The organism is Pantoea sp. EABMAA-21, assembly GCF_030053335.1.
GTDB lineage: Bacteria > Pseudomonadota > Gammaproteobacteria > Enterobacterales > Enterobacteriaceae > Pantoea > Pantoea communis.
Window position 1 is genome coordinate 1 of record NZ_JASGBX010000005.1, and the last position, 19,399, is coordinate 19,399.

Genomic DNA, 19,399 nt, shown 5'->3' on the forward strand with positions numbered 1-19,399 from the left:
TTGGGGTGTCGCCAAGCGGTAAGGCTCTGGTTTCTGATACCAGCATTCCGGGGTTCGAATCCCTGCACCCCAGCCAAATTGCACAATAAAGCCCGCTTTTGCGGGCTTTATTGTTTTCTGCATCCGGGATAATGCCAGGAGCGCCCTGCGACGCTCTGCCATCTATAAGCCCAACGCGTACTTCAGCGCCTTACGTTTCAGCGCTCCGGCATTCTCCGCTGCAATCAATCCCAGATTACGCACAAAACGCAATGGGGCCAGCGTGTTGCTAAAGGCAAAATAGAACAGATCCATCCCACCCTGCATTAGCAAATTATCGTTATAGCGTTGACGATGATAGCGCTTTAACACCGCATCCGATGACCATAACTGAGCCTGGCTGCGCGCCTCCACCAACGTATTGATCAACGCATCAACATCGCGATACCCGAGGTTTACGCCCTGTCCGGCAAGGGGATTGATGGTGTGTGCTGCATCACCCACCAGCGCCAATCCCGGCAAAACATAGCGCGTAGCGTGGCGCCGAACCAACGGGAATGAGGCTGCTTTCTTGACCTGAACCCGCCCAACGCGTGCCGGGAAATGGGCGTGAATCTCTTTTTCAAGCTGTGACAATGGCAACGCCTGTAGCTGGCAAATACGCGCCGGTGCGTCATACCACACCAGAGAAGCGTGGCGATCAAACAGCGGCAGAAAAGCACGTGGCCCCTCTGGCGTAAATTGCTGCCAGGTCGAATCCCCCGCATCATGCTCACATTCGACGCTAATCAGCATGCAGGACTGCGCGTATTGCCAGCCACGGACGCCAATTCCCGCCAGCTGGCGCACGCGCGAGTTGGCGCCATCCGCGCCAACCACCAGCCGCGTATCCAGCGTGGTACCATTATCCAGCTGGACCTGCCAGCCGCCACGATGCGATTGAAGCTGCTGCAGGCTGGCGGGACAAATCAGCGTGATCCCCTCTTCCTGCATCTTTTCCCACAGCGCACGTTGCAGCACGCTGTTTTCCACCATATATCCCAGCTCTGGCAAGCCCAGCGAGGCAGCATCAAAGGTCACATGTGCACTTTGCCACTCCCAGGTTTCGAGCTTGCGATAAGGCGCACAGCGCATCGCCAGCACGCGTTCCCACACATTCAACTGACGCAGCAGTGCTACCGACGAGGCTCCAATCGCGGAAATGCGGACATCGGGCGGGCTTTCTGCATCAAACGCAGCGGGTTCGGCACGTTCAATCACCGCCACACGAAATTGCTGCTGTGCCAGTCCACAAGCCAGCGCGGCACCGACCATACCGCCGCCCACCACCACCACATCAAAATGTGAATCCTGCATTGACTCTAATCCTTCTGCTTGTCGTGATAGCTCACGTCATCACGTTGATAGATAAAGTGTACCGGAAATTTGCTGCACAATCTCAGACCCTGCTGTGCTGGTCACAACAGCAGCAAAGCATTACAATACGCGCCCTGCACTTCCCTGCTCTGAATCAATGGCTAGTTAGATGACCAAAAAACTGCATATTAAAACCTGGGGCTGTCAGATGAATGAGTACGATTCATCAAAGATGGCCGATCTGCTGAACAGCACGCACGGTTACACCCTGACCGAGGACGCTGAAGAGGCGGATGTCCTGCTGCTCAACACCTGCTCGATCCGTGAGAAGGCGCAGGAGAAGGTTTTCGCGCTGTTAGGACGCTGGAAGAAATTGAAAGCGATAAATCCTGACGTGATTATTGGCGTCGGCGGCTGTGTCGCTTCGCAGGAAGGTGAACGCCTGCGTGAACGCGCCAATTGCGTGGATATTGTATTTGGTCCACAGACGCTGCATCGCTTGCCAGAGATGCTGAATCAGGTGCGCGGGACGAAAAGCCCGGTGATTGACATCAGCTTCCCGGAAATCGAGAAATTTGACCGTCTGCCAGAACCGCGTGCAGAAGGCCCGACGGCCTTTGTCTCCATTATGGAAGGCTGTAACAAATACTGTACTTTCTGCGTGGTGCCTTACACCCGCGGTGAGGAAGTGAGCCGTCCATGTGACGATATTCTGTTGGAAATCGCGCAACTGGCTGCGCAGGGCGTGCGAGAAGTGAATTTACTGGGCCAAAACGTCAACGCATATCGCGGCACGACCTTTGATGACCAGCTCTGCAGCTTCGCGGAACTGTTGCGTCTGGTGGCGGCCATTGATGGCATCGACCGCATCCGCTTTACCACCAGCCATCCGATTGAATTCACTGATGACATTATTGATGTCTACCGTGACACGCCAGAGCTGGCGAGCTTCCTGCACTTGCCCGTTCAGAGCGGTGCCGATCGTATCCTGACGCTGATGAAGCGTGCGCACACCGCGCTGGAATATAAATCCATCGTCCGCAAACTGCAGAAAGCACGTCCTGATATTCAGATGAGTTCAGATTTCATCATTGGTTTCCCTGGCGAAACGCAGCAGGATTTTGAGCAGACCATGAAACTGGTGGGCGACGTGAATTTCGATGTCAGCTTCAGCTTTATCTACTCGGCACGTCCGGGTACGCCAGCCGCTGACTTGCCTGACGATGTGTCGGAAGAAGAGAAAAAGCAGCGCCTGTATATTCTGCAGGATCGCCTCAATCAGCAGGCGATGGCGTGGAGCCGCCGCATGCTCGGCACCACACAGCGTGTGCTGGTAGAAGGCATCTCACGTAAAAATGTCATGGAACTGACCGGACGCACCGACAACAACCGCGTGGTGAACTTCGAAGCGCCTGTTGAGATGATCGGTAAGTTTGTTGACGTGGAAATTGTCGATGTCCATGCCAACTCGCTGCGTGGCAAACTGATCCGCACTGAAGATGAAATGGCATTGCGTGTCAGCCTCAGCCCCGATGCGGTGATAGCCCGCACGCGCCGTGAAAATGACATCGGTGTCGGTCTTTACCAGCCTTGATACTCCAACTTTGCGCGGCAGTGCACAAGGTGCTGCCGCCTGTTTCATCCCGTGCCCCTTGCATTCCACCTGCAACGCCCAAATATCGCTTCTGTAACTTGCAGCCGGGCCTTGCCCCATAAATAATTCCGTATAGATGCTCAATCTGTGATGGAGCATTGGATACACCTTCTTCAACTGGCCCTGAGTGACCCAAAGGATTCATTTGAATATCGAAACTCGTGAAATCGCCCTTGAACCGGCTGATAACCGCCGACTGATGAGCCTGTGCGGTCCGTTTGATGACAATGTGAAGCAGCTGGAAAAACGCCTCGGTGTCGAAATCAACCGCCGGGACAACCATTTCAAACTGGTGGGCCGATCGCTCAGCGTTGACGCAGCCATCAACATTCTGCGTGACCTGTACGTGAGTACTGCGCCAGTGCGTGGCCAAATCCCGGATATTGAACCGGACCAGGTGCATCTGGCGATCAAAGAGAGCCGTGTACTGGAGCAAACCGCCGAAAGCGTGCCGGAGTTTGGTAAGGCGATTCACATCAAAACCAAGCGCGGTGTGATTAAACCTCGTACGCCCAATCAGGCGCAGTATGTGGCTAATATCCTCGACCATGACATCACCTTCGGTGTGGGTCCAGCTGGTACCGGTAAAACCTATCTGGCGGTGGCCGCTGCCGTTGATGCCCTGGAACGTCAGGAAATCCGCCGTATTCTGCTGACGCGCCCTGCGGTAGAGGCCGGTGAAAAACTGGGCTTCCTGCCGGGTGACCTGAGCCAGAAAGTCGATCCTTACCTGCGTCCGCTCTACGATGCTTTGTTTGAAATGCTCGGCTTTGAGCGCGTGGAAAAGCTGATGGAGCGCAATGTGATTGAAGTGGCTCCGCTGGCTTACATGCGTGGACGTACACTCAACGACGCCTTTGTGATTCTCGATGAGAGTCAGAACACCACCATCGAGCAGATGAAGATGTTTCTGACACGTATCGGTTTCAACTCCAAAGCGGTGATCACCGGTGACGTCACACAGATTGACCTGCCGCGCAGCACCAAATCCGGCCTGCGTCATGCCATTGAAGTTTTGGCGGAAGTCGATGAAATCAGTTTTAACTTTTTCCACAGCGAAGACGTGGTGCGTCATCCGGTTGTCGCACGCATCGTGAATGCTTATGAAGCGTGGGAAGAAGCCGATCAGAAGCGCCGTGACAAACTGGCAGAAGAGCGCAAGCGTGAAACGCTGGCGTCTCAACTTGCCGCCCCATCCAGCCCGCAGGAGCCTTCATGAGCGCGGTGATTTTAGATTTACAGTTGGCCTGTGCCGATGAAAATGGCCTGCCAGCCGAACCTGCTTTCCAGCGCTGGCTCGAAGCCGCCGTGACGCCTTTCCAGCCGGAAAGTGAAGTCACCATCCGTCTGGTGGATGAAGCGGAGAGTCATAAGCTTAATCTGACTTATCGCGGTAAGGATAAGCCGACCAACGTGCTCTCTTTCCCGTTTGAAGCGCCACCAGGGATTGAGCTGCCCCTGCTGGGCGATCTGATTATTTGTCGTCAGGTTGTTGAGCAAGAAGCGGAAGAACAAGGCAAAACCGTTGAAGCCCACTGGGCGCATATGGTAGTCCACGGCACGCTACACCTGCTGGGTTATGACCATATTGAAGATGAAGAAGCCGAAGAAATGGAGGCGCTGGAGACCGAGATAATGCTTGCTCTTGGTTATCCTGACCCGTACATTTCGGAGAAAGAAGACGCCTGATCCCCTTAGGTTCAGGTTATTGCGCTGCTGGCGCGGATGCCAGCAGTTCCTTTCCCTCACCAGAGAGAACGAAATAAAAACGCCATGAGCGACGACCATTCTCAAAACAGCGACGCACCCAGTAGTAAAAAGGGATTTTTCTCCCTGTTAATTAACCAACTTTTTCACGGTGAACCCAAAAACCGTGATGAGCTACTGGGACTGATCCGCGATTCTGAGCAAAAAGAGCTGATCGACCAGGACACCCGCGACATGCTCGAAGGGGTGCTGGATATTGCCGAGCAGCGCGTGCGTGACATCATGATCCCGCGCTCCCAGATGATCACCCTTAAACGCAACCAAAGTCTTGAAGAGTGCCTTGCGGTCATTATTGATTCCGCCCACTCGCGCTTCCCGGTGATCAGCGAAGATAAAGACCACGTCGAAGGCATTTTGATGGCCAAAGACCTGCTGCCGTTTATGAGCAGCGCGTCTGAACCTTTCAGCATTGAGAAAGTGCTGCGCACCGCCGTTGTCGTGCCTGAAAGTAAGCGTGTTGACCGCATGCTGAAAGAGTTCCGTTCCCAGCGCTATCATATGGCGATTGTCATTGACGAATTCGGTGGCGTTTCCGGGCTAGTCACGATTGAAGATATCCTCGAATTGATTGTCGGTGAAATTGAAGATGAATATGACGATGAAGAAGATCGTGATATCCGTCAGTTAAACCGCCATACCTATACCGTACGTGCGCTTGCGCCTATCGAGGATTTTAACGAGGTATTTGGTACCAGCTTCAGTGATGATGAAGTGGATACCATTGGCGGTCTGGTGATGCAGGGATTCGGCCACCTTCCCGCGCGCGGTGAGAGCATCGACATTGATGGTTACCAATTCAAAGTCGCGATGGCCGACAGCCGCCGTATCATCCAGGTGCATGTGAAAATTCCGGAAGACTCTCCACAACCGCAACTGGAAGACGAATAATTTTATGGCTTTAGCCTCTCTCTACTCGCAGCAGCGGGTTCGCCTGCTGCTGGCTTTGATTGCGGGTGCCGTTGGCACCCTTTCCTTTTCTCCCTATGATTTTTGGCCTGCCGCATTAGTTTCCCTGGCGGGACTGCAACTGTTGCTACTGGATCGCCGCAGCCCTCAAGCCGCCGCGATTGGCTTCGTCTGGGGCTTTGGGCTGTTCGGCAGTGGCATTAACTGGGTTTACGTCAGCATCGCCACCTTTGGTGGTATGCCTGGCCCGGTTAACATCTTCCTGGTGATATTGCTGGCCGCTTACCTGGCGATTTATCCGATGCTGTTTGCGGCGGTGCTTAATCGCCTGTGGCCACGTGCGACCTTGTGGCGTCTGGTGCTGGCGGCACCGGCATTGTGGCAAATCAGCGAATTTCTGCGTGGCTGGATCCTGACCGGATTCCCGTGGCTGCAGTTCGGCTACAGCCAGATCGACGGTCCGCTCAAAGGCCTTGCGCCGCTGGCGGGCGTTGAAACCATCACTTTCCTGTTAATGGTGATCGCCGGTCTGATGGTGCATGCGCTTTATCATCGTACGGTGAAGAGCCTGGTGGCGGCCGCGGTATTGCTGCTGCTGCCATGGCCACTGCGCATGTTGCAGTGGTATCAGCCGCTGCCGGAACGCAGCGTGGACGTGGCGATGGTGCAAGGCAACATTCCCCAGTCGATGAAGTGGGACCCACAGCAGTTGCTGAATACGTTGCGTGTGTACACCTCTTACAGCCAGCCTTATATGGGCAAAGCGCCCATCATTATCTGGCCGGAATCGGCGATTACCGACCTTGAAAGCAATCAGCAGCCGTTCCTCAAAGCGCTGGATGCCGAACTGCGCGAGCGCGGCAGCTCGCTAATTACCGGGATTGTCGATTCACGCATTGAAGGGGATAACCGCTACCACGATTACAACTCCGTGATTGTGCTGGGCGGCGAGCAGCCTTACAGCTATCAAAGCCATAACCGATATCAGAAAAACCATCTGGTGCCGTTCGGGGAGTTTGTGCCGCTGGAAGATCTGCTGCGTCCGCTGGCGCCGTTCTTCGATCTGCCAATGTCGTCGTTTAGCCGTGGTGCCTATGTGCAGCCGCAGTTGAAGGTGGCGGGTTATGATCTTACCAGCGCCATTTGCTACGAAATTGTGTTGGGCGAGCAGGTACGAGCCAACTTCCGTCCTGATACCAACTTCCTGCTGACCGTCTCTAACGATGCCTGGTTTGGTCATTCCATCGGCCCGTGGCAGCATTTCCAGATGGCGCGTATGCGTGCACTGGAATTGGGCCGTGCGCTGTTGCGATCCACCAATAACGGTGTCACGGCGGTGGTGAATGCCAACGGCGAGGTTGAAAAAGAGATCCCGCAGTTCACGCGTGACGTGCTGGAAGCCAGGGTAACACCCACCACTGGTGAGACCCCTTATGCCAAAGCAGGCATCTGGCCGGTATGGATTCTGACGTTAATCGGCATCGTCCTGGCGATTATTCGTCGTCGCCACTGACACTCCGATCACATTCTGACAGGCGAAGTGCTCACTTCGCCTTTTTTTTGCGCTGTTTTCCGCTCCCATCGGCTACGCTTTACCAGATTCTCTGCTGGCTTTTTCACGCATTTCACCGTGCTGGCACGATCATTGCTATTTATTTCAGTGATTTTCTCAACATCAGCGTTTTGTCAGCGTAATGCCATGTTCACGCACTATTATTTGGCACTGACACGCACCGAAACGGCGCAATGGCTTTTTATTGCCTCTTAATGGTGCGGAGCGGCTCGCAAAAAACAAACTTTTTTGTTTCATTGCGTTAACAATTCGCTATGTTAATCACTATCCTGCGCGCAGTTGCGCTAAGGGATAACTAAAAAAGCAGCACGAAATACACACAACATCACAATCTGCGCAGTTTATGTTCTGCGCAACATCCATTCAAAGGAGTAGGAACATGCAGACACGCAAAGTGGCATTATCTCTTCTGCTGTTGGGAGCAGCAGCGGGAGCGGCCCAGGCGGAAGATCTCACCGGCACCCTGAAAAAAATTAATGATAGCGGCGTGATCGTCGTTGGGCATCGTGAGTCATCAGTTCCCTTTTCTTACTACGACAACCAGCAAAAAGTGGTTGGCTATTCACAAGACTACTCAAACGCCATCGTAGCGGCGATCAAAGCCAAGCTGAACAAGCCTGATCTGCAAGTAAAAATGCTGCCGATCACCTCTCAGAACCGTATTCCACTGCTGCAAAACGGCACTTACGATTTTGAATGTGGTTCTACCACCAACAACCTGGAACGTCAGCAGCAAGCCGCGTTCTCCGATACCGTCTTCATCATCGGTACGCGTCTGCTGGTGAAAAAGGGTGGCGACATCAAAGATTTCGCTGACCTGAAAGGCAAAACCGTTGTCGTGACCTCTGGTACCACTTCTGAAGTTCTGCTGCACAAGCTGAACGATGAGAAGAAAATGGACATGCGCATCATCAGCGCCAAAGACCATGGCGATTCTTTCCGTACGCTGGAAACCGGTCGTGCCGTGGCCTTTATGATGGATGATGCTCTGCTGGCAGGTGAACGTGCTAAAGCGAAGAAACCAGACGACTGGCAGATCACTGGCACACCTCAGTCAAAAGAAGCTTACGGCTGTATGCTGCGTAAAGAAGACCCGCAGTTCAAACAGCTGATGGATGACACCATTGCCAAAGCGCAGACCTCGGGTGAAGCCGCTAAGTGGTTCGATACCTGGTTCAAACAGCCAATCCCACCGAAGAATCTAAACATGAACTTCGAGCTGTCTTCTGACATGCAGGCGCTGTTCAAAGCACCAAACGATAAAGCACTCTGAATTAACAATGAAAACAAGGGCAGTCAGGCTGCCCTCTCGATTGCTGAACACGCGGTGCGGACAGACAGACTGCAACAGGTCGTTCCCCTGAAGCAGGACGCAAGACACCGCTCAACAATCTTATGGGTAGCCTCGCTACCCTTTTTTTACCGGAGCTCGTTATGGGTATCGATTGGAACTGGGGCATCTTTTTACAACAGGCCCCGTTCGGCAATACGACTTACCTCGGCTGGCTGTGGTCCGGATTTCAGGTTACCGTTGCGGTTTCCTGCTGCGCCTGGATTATCGCCTTCCTGGTAGGTTCCTTCTTCGGCATTCTGCGTACCGTGCCCAATCGACTGCTGTCGACCATTGGCACCTGCTACGTGGAACTGTTTCGTAATATCCCGCTGATCGTCCAGTTCTTCTTCTGGTACCTGGTGGCGCCAGAACTGGTGGGCGAAAAACTGGGGATGTGGTTTAAAGCAGAACTGGACCCCAATATTCAGTTCTTCGTTTCCTCAACCATTTGCCTCGGCTTGTTCACTGCTGCGCGCGTTTGTGAACAGGTACGTGCCGCGATTCAATCATTGCCACGCGGTCAGAAAAACGCAGGGTTGGCGATGGGGCTGACGCTGCCACAAACTTATCGCTACGTGCTGCTGCCGAATGCCTATCGCGTGATTGTGCCGCCGATGACCTCGGAAATGCTGAACCTGGTGAAAAACTCTGCCATCGCTTCGACCATTGGTCTGGTGGATATGGCGGCGCAGGCCGGTAAGTTGCTCGACTACTCGGCGCACGCCTATGAATCTTTCACCGCCATTACCCTGGCTTACGTGGGTATTAACCTGGTGATCATGCTGATTATGAGTTTGGTAGAACGTAAAATTCGCCTGCCCGGCAATCTGGGAGGCAAATAATGTACGAGTTTGACTGGAGTTCGATTCCTCCCAGCCTGCCCTATTTGTGGAATGGCTTGATCATCACCTTCAAGATTACCGCCGTCGCCGTGGTGTTCGGCATTATCTGGGGCACGATTCTGGCCGTGATGCGTCTGTCGCCGTTCGCGCCGATTCGCTGGTTCGCTAAGCTGTACGTCAACCTGTTCCGCTCCGTCCCGCTGGTGATGGTGCTGCTGTGGTTCTATCTGGTGGTGCCTGCATTACTGCAACAGGTATTGGGACTCTCTCCCAAAACTGACATTCGCCTGATTTCCGCCATGATTGCTTTTGCACTGTTTGAAGCGGCCTACTATTCGGAAATCATCCGAGCGGGTATCCAGAGCATCTCACGCGGACAGTCGAATGCTGCGCTCGCGTTGGGTATGACGCACTGGCAATCAATGAAATTGATCATCCTGCCGCAGGCGTTCCGCGCCATGGTGCCACTGCTGCTGACGCAGGGCATTGTGCTGTTCCAGGATACCTCGCTGGTGTATGTGCTAAGCCTGGCTGACTTCTTCCGTACCGCCTCGACGATTGGCGAGCGTGACGGTACCCAGGTTGAAATGGTTCTGTTTGCCGGTCTGGTCTATTTTGTGATCAGCCTGAGCGCTTCGCTGTTGGTTAGCTATCTGAAAAGAAAGAGGACGGTTTAAATGATTAGCCTGAAAAATGTTTCTAAGTGGTATGGTCACTTTCAGGTGCTGACCGACTGCTCCACCGAAGTAAAAAAAGGTGAAGTGGTGGTGGTCTGTGGACCGTCCGGCTCAGGTAAGTCAACCTTAATTAAAACGGTGAACGGTCTGGAACCGGTGCAGGAAGGCAGCATTCAGGTTAACGGTACCGAAGTGAACAACAAGAAAACCAACCTGGCACAACTGCGCAGCAAAGTCGGTATGGTGTTCCAGCACTTCGAACTGTTCCCGCACCTCAGCATTGTCGATAACCTGGTGCTGGCGCAGGTCAAGGTGTTAAAGCGTGATAAAGCCGCTGCGCGTGAGAAAGGTCTCAAGCTGCTGACGCGTGTTGGTCTGGCTGCGCATGCGGAGAAGTTCCCTGGACAACTCTCGGGCGGCCAGCAACAGCGTGTGGCGATTGCCCGCGCGCTCTGTATGGACCCCATCGCGATGCTGTTTGACGAACCGACATCTGCGCTCGACCCAGAGATGATCAACGAAGTGCTGGACGTGATGGTTGAGCTGGCGAACGAAGGCATGACCATGATGGTGGTGACGCACGAGATGGGCTTTGCGCGCAAAGTGGCCAATCGCGTGATCTTTATGGATGAAGGGAAAATTGTCGAAGACACTAACAAAGATGACTTCTTTAATAACCCGCAGTCCGACCGCGCAAAAGACTTCCTCGCGAAGATCCTGCATTAATTAGCGCTCTCAATTGCGCCGCTGTATGGATGGGGTTTCCCCATTAATCACGCAGCGGCGCGATTTTCCGCAAATCAAGGCTCAAAAGGCTGACGCTGGAAATGATCGTGCCCACACTCCGGGCAGCGCGTTAAGCTCTCCGGTGTATAGATCGCCCGGGTAAAACCGCACTTCTCACACACCAGGTTACCCAACCCCACCACTTCACCGCTTTGATAAACACCGTGATGTCGTAGATCCTGAAACACCTCGCGCCACTCTAATTGGCTTTTGTCCGTGATATCCACCAGTTCTTTCCATACGCTCTCGCGAATGACGCGCAAGAATACGGAGTCACCGAGCACATCTGAAGATTCCTGATAACTGAGCGCGAACTCATGTAAATCACGCCTGACCGCCCGCATCACCTCATTCACTTCAGAAGAGGTCAGCGTCTTTTTCGCTAATAACTCCTGCCGAGCCTCAGCGACCAGGGCATCAACATCACGCTCGCCCTGTTCCAGCCGCTGGGTTAATGCCGCTATCGTTGCACGATACTCCTGCGCCACGTTATTCATTTTGTTCTCCTTTCCGCGGGAATAGCTGATAGTAAGTTTAGCTGTTCTGTCATATTTGCCGTGACGAAAGCGGAGTAAATCGCAAAAGGGTGAAAGCGGCGGCGCATTGAGTAGAAATCCGCTCAGCCGGGGCGTGAAATGTTGTTGAGGAAGAGCCTTATGGGTATGCTATGCGGATCTAAATGTATGCGAACCCGTCATACTTCAAGTCGCAGGTGCGTTGGCTGCACGTGTTCACGCCGTCGCTTACTTCGTTAAGCGCGAGCGTATTCACACCTTTGCCGCCTGCCTGTGACGTGAACTATTCAGGGTTAACGATTTTCATAAAGGACCACAGGCAGCCATGCAAGAGCAATACCGCCCGGAAGAGATAGAATCCCGCGTCCAACAGCACTGGGACGAAAACGAAACCTTTAAAGTGACCGAGCAGGAAGGCAAAGAGAAATACTACTGCCTTTCTATGCTGCCCTATCCTTCTGGCCGCCTACACATGGGCCACGTGCGTAACTACACCATCGGCGATGTGATTGCGCGCTATCAGCGCATGCTGGGTAAAAATGTCCTGCAGCCGATTGGCTGGGATGCGTTTGGACTGCCAGCCGAAGGCGCTGCGGTAAAAAACAACACCGCGCCCGCACCATGGACTTATGACAACATCGAATATATGAAGAACCAGCTCAAACTGCTGGGCTTTGGCTATGACTGGAGCCGCGAATTGGCGACCTGCCAGCCAGAGTACTATCGCTGGGAACAGTGGTTCTTCACCAAGCTGTATGAAAAAGGCATGGTCTATAAAAAGACCTCAGCGGTGAACTGGTGCCCGCATGACCAAACCGTACTGGCTAACGAACAAGTTATCGACGGCTGCTGCTGGCGCTGTGACACCAAAGTAGAGCGCAAAGAGATTCCTCAGTGGTTCGTGAAAATCACCGCTTACGCGGAAGAACTGCTCAACGATCTGGATAAGCTGGAAGACTGGCCTGAAACGGTCAAGACCATGCAGCGTAACTGGATTGGCCGTTCTGAGGGCGTGGAAATCACCTTCGATGTGGCGTACAGCGAAGAGAAATTAACGGTTTACACCACACGTCCGGACACCTTCCTCGGTGCCACCTACATTGCTGTGGCAGCTGGCCACCCACTGGCGCGCCAGGCTGCGGCCAGCAACCCTGCGCTGTCTGACTTCATCGCAGAGTGCAGCACCACCAAAGTGGCTGAAGCAGATATGGCGACGATGGAGAAGAAAGGCATGGCCACTGGCCTGTTTGCTATCCATCCGCTGACGGGCGAAGAGATCCCAGTCTGGGTCGCTAACTTTGTCCTGATGGAATACGGCACCGGCGCAGTGATGGCTGTTCCAGGCCATGACCAGCGTGACTGGGAGTTCGCGACTAAGTACAACCTGAACATCAAACCAGTAATCCTGAATCTGGATGGTTCAACGCCTGATCTGAGCGAAGCGGCGATGACCGATAAAGGCGCGCTGTTCAACTCGGGTGAGTTCAACGGTCTGGATCATCAGGCGGGCTTCAACGCCATTGCTGATGCATTGGCGGCGAAAGGCGTCGGCGTGCGTAAAGTCAACTATCGTCTGCGCGACTGGGGTGTGTCCCGTCAGCGTTATTGGGGCGCGCCAATTCCAATGGTGACACTGGAAGACGGCACCGTGATGCCAACGCCAGAAGATCAGCTGCCAGTGATTCTGCCAGAAGATGTGGTGATGGACGGTATCACCAGCCCGATCAAAGCCGATCCTGAGTGGGCGAAAACCACGGTTAACGGCCAGCCAGCGCTGCGCGAAACCGATACCTTTGACACCTTTATGGAATCGTCCTGGTATTACGCACGTTACACCTGTGCCAATTACAACGAAGGCATGCTGGATCCTGCCGCTGCGAACTACTGGCTGCCGGTAGATCAGTATGTCGGTGGTATCGAACACGCCATCATGCACCTGATGTATTTCCGCTTCTACCACAAGCTGCTGCGTGACGCCGGCCTGGTGAACTCTGATGAGCCAGCCAAACGTCTGCTGTGTCAGGGTATGGTTCTGGCCGATGCGTTCTATTACACCGGCACGAACGGCGAGCGTAACTGGGTTTCTCCGGTTGATGTTAGCGTTGAGCGCGATGAAAAAGGTCGTATTGTTAAGGCTGTCGACAACGCAGGCCGCGAAGTGGTTTATGCCGGCATGAGCAAGATGTCCAAGTCGAAAAACAACGGCATCGATCCACAGCTGATGGTTGAACGTTACGGTGCCGATACCGTGCGTCTGTTCATGATGTTTGCTTCACCAGCAGAAATGACGCTGGAATGGCAGGAATCGGGTGTAGAAGGTGCGAACCGCTTCCTGAAGCGCGTGTGGAAACTGGCCTACGAACACGTAGCGAAAGGTGCCACCGTGGCGCTGGACCTCAATGCACTGAACGACGATCAGAAAGCGCTGCGTCGCGATCTGCACAAAACCATCGCCAAGGTGGCCGATGACGTGGGTCGTCGCCAGACATTCAACACCGCTATCGCTGCCATCATGGAGTTGATGAACAAGCTGACTCGTGCCCCGCAGGAGAGCGATCAAGATCGCGCACTGATGCAGGAAGCGCTGGTGGCGGTCGTTCGTCTGCTCTATCCGTTCACGCCGCACGCCAGCTATGTTCTGTGGCAGGCGCTGGGCGGAGAAGGTAGTGTCGATGAAGCCAGCTGGCCGGTTGCGGATGAATCCGCGATGGTGGAAGATTCACTGCTGGTCGTTGTACAGGTGAATGGCAAAGTGCGCGGCAAGATTACCGTTGCGCCGGATGCTACGCAGGAGCAGGTTCAGGCGCGTGCTGCGCAGGAGCACATTGTGGCGAAATATCTGGAAGGCGTCACACTTCGTAAAGTGATTTATGTCCCTGGCAAACTGCTTAACCTGGTCGTAGGTTAAGTTCAGGAGGAACTGTGCGACAACTGATTATCAGGCTGTTTGTCCTGCTCGCGGTGATGATCACCGCAGGCTGTGGTTTTCACCCGCGTGGCACCACCATGGTGCCTAACGAGATGAAAACGCTGATCGTCCAGAGTGGCGATCCGTATGGCCCAATGGCGCGCACCGTGCGCCAACAGCTGCGTATCAATGATGTCACCATTGTTAATGACAGCAAACAGGCCAGTGCCAAATACCCGACTCTGCGCTTAGGCGCAGAAGTGCAGGGACGTGATACCGCGTCAGTGTTTATCAGCGGTACCACTGCTGAGTATTCACTGGTGATGACAGTGACCGCGCAGGTTCTGATCCCGGGCAAAGGCATCTACCCGATCAGCACCACCGTGTACCGTTCTTTCTTCGACAACCCGAATGCCGCACTGGCGAAGGATGCCGAGCAAGACATGATCGTGCAGGAGATGCGCCAGCGTGCCGCCGAGCAGCTGGTGCGTAAACTGTTAACGGTTCATGCCGCGCAGGAAAGCAACAAAGACACGTTGCCACAGCCGGAGATCATCGCACCAGGTGAGAATTCACCAGAAGTGCCCTCTTCGTCAGCAACCAGTCTGCAATGATCAGGATTTATCCTGAACAACTGAGCGCGCAGCTTCGTGAGGGGCTGCGCGCCTGTTATTTTCTGACCGGCAATGAACCGTTGCTGATTCAGGAAAGTGCCGATGCCATTCGCGCGGCCTCATCTTCTCAAGGCTTTGAAGAACACTTCAGTGTCACTCTTGATGCGCAAACCGACTGGGATGCGATCTTTTCCAGCTGTCAGGCACTCAGCCTGTTCACTCAACGCCAGACCTTAACGCTGCAACTGCCAGAAAACGGTGCCAATGCAGCGATGGCCGAGCAACTGGTTAAACTCGCCAGCCTGCTGCACAGCGATATCCTGCTGGTGCTGCGCATGGCAAAACTGACCAAAGCGCAGGAAAACAGCGCCTGGTTTAAAGCGCTCAGCGCTCATGCCGTGCTGGTTCCCTGCCAGACGCCCGAACAAGCGCAGTTGCCGCGCTGGGTCGCGAGCCGTGCCAAAGCCATGAAGTTGAGTGTTGATGACGCGGCGATTCAACTGCTGTGCTACTGCTACGAAGGTAATCTGCTGGCGCTGGCGCAGGCGCTGGAACGTCTGTCACTGCTGTGGCCGGATGGCAAACTCACTCTGCCCCGCGTGGAAGACGCGGTAAATGACGCTGCGCATTTTACCCCTTTCCACTGGGTGGATGCCCTGCTGGCGGGCAAAAGTAAGCGCGCCCTGCATATCCTGCATCAGCTGGAAAAAGAGGATGCTGAAGGGGTGATTTTACTGCGTTCTCTGCAACGTGATTTACTGACGCTGCTGCATTTGCAGCGCAATCAGGGTAAACAGGGCCTGCGCGCGCTAATGGATCAACAGCGCATCTGGCAAAACCGTCGCGCACTGTTTACCGATGCGCTGCAACGCCTTGATGCACGTCGTCTGCAACGCGCCGTTCATCTGCTCGCCGAACTGGAGCTGACCATGAAGCAGGATTATGGTCAAAATCTTTGGCCGCAGCTGGAGACCTTGTCGCTGCTGCTGTGTCACCGCGATTTTCCCCTGAGCTTCACTGATGTCTAAACTCTACGCGCTGTTCGGCGGCACCTTCGACCCTATCCACTTTGGCCATCTGCGCCCGGTGGAAGCGCTGGCGCAACAGGTGGGGTTGAAAAAGGTCACGCTGCTGCCGAATAACGTGCCACCGCATCGCCCACAGCCCGAAGCCAGTGCCCGGCAACGCGTGGAAATGCTGCGCTGTGCCATTGCGACCCGCCCCCTGTTTGATATTGATACGCGAGAGTTGGAGCGGGATACGCCGTCATGGACGGTGGCAACCCTTGAAGCACTCCGTGCGGAACGCGGTGCAGAACAGCCCCTCGGGTTTATCATCGGACAAGATTCTCTGCTAACGTTAGCCAAATGGCATCGCTGGCAGGATCTCCTCTCTCTGTGCCATCTGTTGGTGTGCCAGCGACCGGGCTATGCAACGCAGATGGAAACGCCTGAGATGCAGCAGTGGCTGGATGCGCATCGTGCACAGCACGCAGAACAGTTGCATCAAGCACCGGCAGGCCATATCTGGCTGGCTGATACGCCGCTGTTTGACATCTCCGCCACGGAAATACGCCAGCGTCGTCACCTGGGGCAATCCTGCACCGATCTGCTGCCCGATGCGGTTATCGACTACATCGATCGCGCTGGCTTATATCGCGGTTGATCGTTGCGTGCTATACTGCGCCGCTTCATTTTAGGCTATGTTTTCCGGGCATTCAGCCTTCTCGTAATCACCTGTTTTTAAGGGGAACCTTTTGCAAGGTAAAGCACTCCAAGATTTCGTTATTGATAAGATTGACGATATTAAAGGCCAGGACATCATTGCTGTTGATGTTCAGGGCAAATCTAGCATCACCGATTGCATGATCATCTGCACCGGCACGTCGACGCGTCATGTGGTTTCGATCGCCGATCACGTGATTCAGGAATCCCGTGCTGCGGGTTTAAAACCGCTGGGCGTCGATGGTAAGGCTGCCGCTGATTGGGTCGTCGTTGATCTTGGCGAAGTGATCGTACACGTGATGCAGGAAGAGAGCCGCCAGCTGTATGAGCTGGAAAAGCTCTGGAGCTAAGCCTTGAAACTGCAGCTTGTGGCCGTCGGCACCAAAATGCCTGACTGGGTTCAGACCGGTTTCATGGAGTATCTGCGCCGCTTCCCCAAGGATATGCCGTTTGAACTGACCGAAGTGCCTGCGGGTAAACGCGGCAAGAATGCGGACATCAAGCGCATCCTGGAAAAAGAGGGTGAAGCGATGTTAGCGGCCGTCGGCAAAGGCAACCGCATCGTCACGCTGGATATTCCAGGGCAGCCGTGGGAAACCCCACAGCTGGCGCAACAGCTTGAGCGCTGGAAACAAGATGGCCGCGATGTCAGCTTGTTGATTGGCGGCCCGGAAGGACTGGCGCCGGCCTGTAAAGCCGCTGCCGAGCAGACCTGGTCGCTGTCCACGTTGACGTTGCCACATCCGCTGGTGCGTGTGCTGGTCGCTGAAAGCCTGTATCGTGCCTGGAGCATCACCACGAATCATCCTTATCACCGTGAATAAACGCCTGACAACCTCCAGACAATAAACGCAGCGGATGAAATTACAGAGCAACGCCTTTCGCGATTACACTGCCGAACAGAAACTCTTTGTCCGCCGGGCTTTGGTGGCTTTTGTTGGCATTTTCCTGCTCTCCAGCGTGCTGGTGGTCAACCTCTATCATCTGCAAATTTTGCGTTTTGACGATTACAGCACCCGTTCCAATGAGAACCGCATCAAGCTGGTGCCCGTTGCGCCCAGCCGCGGCATCATCTTTGATCGCAACGGCGTCCCGCTGGCGCTGAACCGCACCATTTACCAGGCTGAACTGGTACCCGAAAAAGTCGATGACCTGAAGCAGACGCTGCAGGATCTGCGCCCGGTGCTGGATCTGACGGACGACGATCTCGACGCCTTTGAAAAAGAGCGTAAGCGCTCACGTCGTTTCACCTCCATTCCGGTAAAAACCGCACTCAACGAAGTGCAGGTGGCGCGCTTTGCCGTCAATCAGTACCGCTTCCCCGGTGTGGAAGTGAAAGGTTATCAGCGCCGCTATTATCCCTACGGTCAGACGCTGACGCATGTAGTGGGCTACGTCTCTAAAATTAACGACCGCGACGTTAAGCGCCTCGATGATGAAGGTAAATGGCCTAACTATGCCGCGACGCATGATATCGGCAAGTTGGGCATCGAGAACTATTACGAAGATGTGCTGCATGGCAAAACCGGCTACGAAGAGGTTGAAGTGAACAACCGCGGCCGGGTGATCCGCCAGTTGCACGAGCAATCCCCTCAGGCCGGTCGCGATATCTATCTGACCGTTGACCTGAAACTGCAGCAGTACATCGAAACCCTGTTGACCGGCAGCCGTGCCGCCGTGGTGGTCAGCGATCCACGCACCGGTGAAATTCTGGCGCTGGTGTCCACACCGAGCTACGACCCTAATCTGTTTGTCGATGGCATCTCCAGCAAGGATTACAAAGCCCTGCTGAGCGATGAGAACCGTCCGCTGTATAACCGCGCGTTACAGGCATCCTACCCGCCAGCTTCAACGGTGAAACCTTATGTTGCCGTTTCTGCGCTGAGTGCAGGGGTGATTAACCGCAATACCAGCCTGTTTGACCCCGGCTGGTGGCAGTTGCCCGGTTCGGAAAAACGCTATCGCGACTGGAAAAAATGGGGACACGGCCGTCTTAACGTCACCAAGTCGCTGGAAGAGTCTGCCGATACCTTCTTCTATCAGGTCGCCTACGACATGGGCATTGATCGCCTGTCAGAGTGGATGACCAAATTTGGCTATGGCCATCGCACCGGTATTGATTTGCCGCAGGAAAGTCCCGGCAACATGCCAACGCGTGAGTGGAAGCTGAAGCGCTTTAAGAAGCCGTGGTATCAGGGTGACACCATTCCGGTGGGCATTGGTCAGGGTTACTGGACTGCAACGCCGGTGCAGATGAACAAAGCCATGATGATTCTGATCAATGACGGCATTATCAAAGTGCCGCATTTGCTGCGCGCCACCCGTGAAGGTCAGGCCATGGTGCCGTATCGCCAGCCGCCGGATGCGCCGATTGGCGACATCCACTCGGGATATTGGGAAATCGCCAAAGATGGCATGTACGGCGTGGCCAACCGCGCGAACGGGACGGCGCACAAAAGTTTTGCCGATGCGCCTTACAAAATCGCCGCGAAATCCGGTACTGCGCAGGTATTCGGTCTGAAAGAGAACGAGACCTATAACGCGCACAAAATTGCTGAACGCCTGCGTGACCATAAACTGATGACGGCTTTCGCGCCTTACGACAAACCGCGCGTTGCCGTAACCATGATTCTGGAGAACGGCGGTGCCGGCCCGGCAGTGGGTACGGTGATGCGTCAGATTCTCGACCACATAATGCTAGGCGACAACAATACCGTGCTGCCTGAAGCCGCACCGACGCCGCCTGGCTACGAAGGTGAATAAAG

Annotated in this window: 18 protein-coding genes and 1 tRNA gene; 17 read left to right on the plus strand and 2 right to left on the minus strand. The window is 54.5% G+C overall.

The window, feature by feature from the left end:
• The first annotated feature begins 1 nt into the window (after position 1).
• Positions 2-76: transfer RNA gene (locus QMZ65_RS08850), tRNA-Gln, on the plus strand.
• Positions 77-162: 86 nt separating this feature from the next.
• Here the strand turns inward: QMZ65_RS08850 and ubiF are convergent.
• Complete coding sequence (gene ubiF / locus QMZ65_RS08855; protein WP_283215859.1) at positions 163-1,335, minus strand: 3-demethoxyubiquinol 3-hydroxylase; 1,173 nt, start codon at positions 1,333-1,335, stop codon at positions 163-165.
• Between the two features lie 169 nt (positions 1,336-1,504).
• Here ubiF and miaB point away from each other — a divergent pair, with 169 nt between their 5' ends.
• The 9 genes from miaB to QMZ65_RS08900 all read left to right on the plus strand — a co-directional run bounded on the left by miaB (position 1,505) and on the right by QMZ65_RS08900 (position 10,813).
• On the plus strand, positions 1,505-2,929 hold the full coding sequence (gene miaB / locus QMZ65_RS08860; RefSeq protein ID WP_097117430.1) for a tRNA (N6-isopentenyl adenosine(37)-C2)-methylthiotransferase MiaB: 1,425 nt from the start codon (positions 1,505-1,507) through the stop codon (positions 2,927-2,929).
• A gap of 205 nt (positions 2,930-3,134) precedes the next feature.
• Positions 3,135-4,208 carry a PhoH family protein gene (locus tag QMZ65_RS08865; RefSeq protein ID WP_058960793.1) on the plus strand — a complete coding sequence of 358 codons (1,074 nt, stop codon included), beginning with the start codon at positions 3,135-3,137 and terminating at the stop codon, positions 4,206-4,208.
• On the plus strand, positions 4,205-4,678 hold the full coding sequence (ybeY, locus tag QMZ65_RS08870; RefSeq protein ID WP_097117431.1) for an rRNA maturation RNase YbeY: 474 nt from the start codon (positions 4,205-4,207) through the stop codon (positions 4,676-4,678). The genes QMZ65_RS08865 and ybeY overlap by 4 nt, the downstream gene beginning before the upstream one ends.
• An 84-nt stretch (positions 4,679-4,762) precedes the next feature.
• Complete coding sequence (corC, locus tag QMZ65_RS08875) at positions 4,763-5,644, plus strand: CNNM family magnesium/cobalt transport protein CorC (RefSeq protein ID WP_034829075.1); 882 nt, start codon at positions 4,763-4,765, stop codon at positions 5,642-5,644.
• A 4-nt stretch (positions 5,645-5,648) separates the two neighbouring features.
• Positions 5,649-7,175, plus strand: a complete 1,527-nt coding sequence (gene lnt, locus QMZ65_RS08880) for an apolipoprotein N-acyltransferase (protein WP_283215860.1) — start codon at positions 5,649-5,651, stop codon at positions 7,173-7,175.
• Between the two features lie 439 nt (positions 7,176-7,614).
• Positions 7,615-8,508: a glutamate/aspartate ABC transporter substrate-binding protein gene (locus QMZ65_RS08885; protein ID WP_039330499.1), complete on the plus strand. Its 894-nt coding sequence runs from the start codon at positions 7,615-7,617 to the stop codon at positions 8,506-8,508.
• 161 nt (positions 8,509-8,669) lie between these two features.
• The gene (locus tag QMZ65_RS08890; protein ID WP_034829069.1) at positions 8,670-9,410 is read left to right on the plus strand and encodes an amino acid ABC transporter permease; all 741 of its coding nucleotides are present in this window, start codon (positions 8,670-8,672) and stop codon (positions 9,408-9,410) included.
• On the plus strand, positions 9,410-10,087 hold the full coding sequence (gltK, locus tag QMZ65_RS08895) for a glutamate/aspartate ABC transporter permease GltK (RefSeq protein ID WP_058960797.1): 678 nt from the start codon (positions 9,410-9,412) through the stop codon (positions 10,085-10,087). Before QMZ65_RS08890 ends, gltK begins: the two co-directional genes overlap by 1 nt.
• The gene (locus tag QMZ65_RS08900) at positions 10,088-10,813 is read left to right on the plus strand and encodes an amino acid ABC transporter ATP-binding protein (RefSeq protein WP_034829065.1); all 726 of its coding nucleotides are present in this window, start codon (positions 10,088-10,090) and stop codon (positions 10,811-10,813) included.
• Positions 10,814-10,887: 74 nt separating this feature from the next.
• On the opposite strand, the gene QMZ65_RS08905 is transcribed toward QMZ65_RS08900, so the two are convergent.
• Entirely contained in the window at positions 10,888-11,370 is a 483-nt protein-coding gene (locus QMZ65_RS08905; protein ID WP_097117433.1) for a zinc ribbon-containing protein, read from the minus strand.
• A gap of 343 nt (positions 11,371-11,713) precedes the next feature.
• Here QMZ65_RS08905 and leuS point away from each other — a divergent pair, with 343 nt between their 5' ends.
• From leuS to mrdA, 7 genes are all read left to right on the plus strand, one after another.
• On the plus strand, positions 11,714-14,296 hold the full coding sequence (gene leuS, locus QMZ65_RS08910) for a leucine--tRNA ligase (protein ID WP_283215861.1): 2,583 nt from the start codon (positions 11,714-11,716) through the stop codon (positions 14,294-14,296).
• A 14-nt stretch (positions 14,297-14,310) separates the two neighbouring features.
• Entirely contained in the window at positions 14,311-14,910 is a 600-nt protein-coding gene (gene lptE / locus QMZ65_RS08915) for an LPS assembly lipoprotein LptE (RefSeq protein WP_211728092.1), read from the plus strand.
• Complete coding sequence (gene holA / locus QMZ65_RS08920) at positions 14,907-15,938, plus strand: DNA polymerase III subunit delta (RefSeq protein ID WP_283215862.1); 1,032 nt, start codon at positions 14,907-14,909, stop codon at positions 15,936-15,938. Before lptE ends, holA begins: the two co-directional genes overlap by 4 nt.
• Positions 15,931-16,575, plus strand: a complete 645-nt coding sequence (gene nadD, locus QMZ65_RS08925) for a nicotinate-nucleotide adenylyltransferase (protein ID WP_097117437.1) — start codon at positions 15,931-15,933, stop codon at positions 16,573-16,575. Before holA ends, nadD begins: the two co-directional genes overlap by 8 nt.
• A gap of 91 nt (positions 16,576-16,666) precedes the next feature.
• The gene (gene rsfS / locus QMZ65_RS08930) at positions 16,667-16,984 is read left to right on the plus strand and encodes a ribosome silencing factor (RefSeq protein ID WP_034829055.1); all 318 of its coding nucleotides are present in this window, start codon (positions 16,667-16,669) and stop codon (positions 16,982-16,984) included.
• A 3-nt stretch (positions 16,985-16,987) separates the two neighbouring features.
• Entirely contained in the window at positions 16,988-17,458 is a 471-nt protein-coding gene (rlmH, locus tag QMZ65_RS08935; RefSeq protein WP_211728090.1) for a 23S rRNA (pseudouridine(1915)-N(3))-methyltransferase RlmH, read from the plus strand.
• 34 nt (positions 17,459-17,492) lie between these two features.
• On the plus strand, positions 17,493-19,397 hold the full coding sequence (gene mrdA, locus QMZ65_RS08940; RefSeq protein ID WP_034829051.1) for a peptidoglycan DD-transpeptidase MrdA: 1,905 nt from the start codon (positions 17,493-17,495) through the stop codon (positions 19,395-19,397).
• The last annotated feature ends 2 nt before the right edge of the window (positions 19,398-19,399 follow it).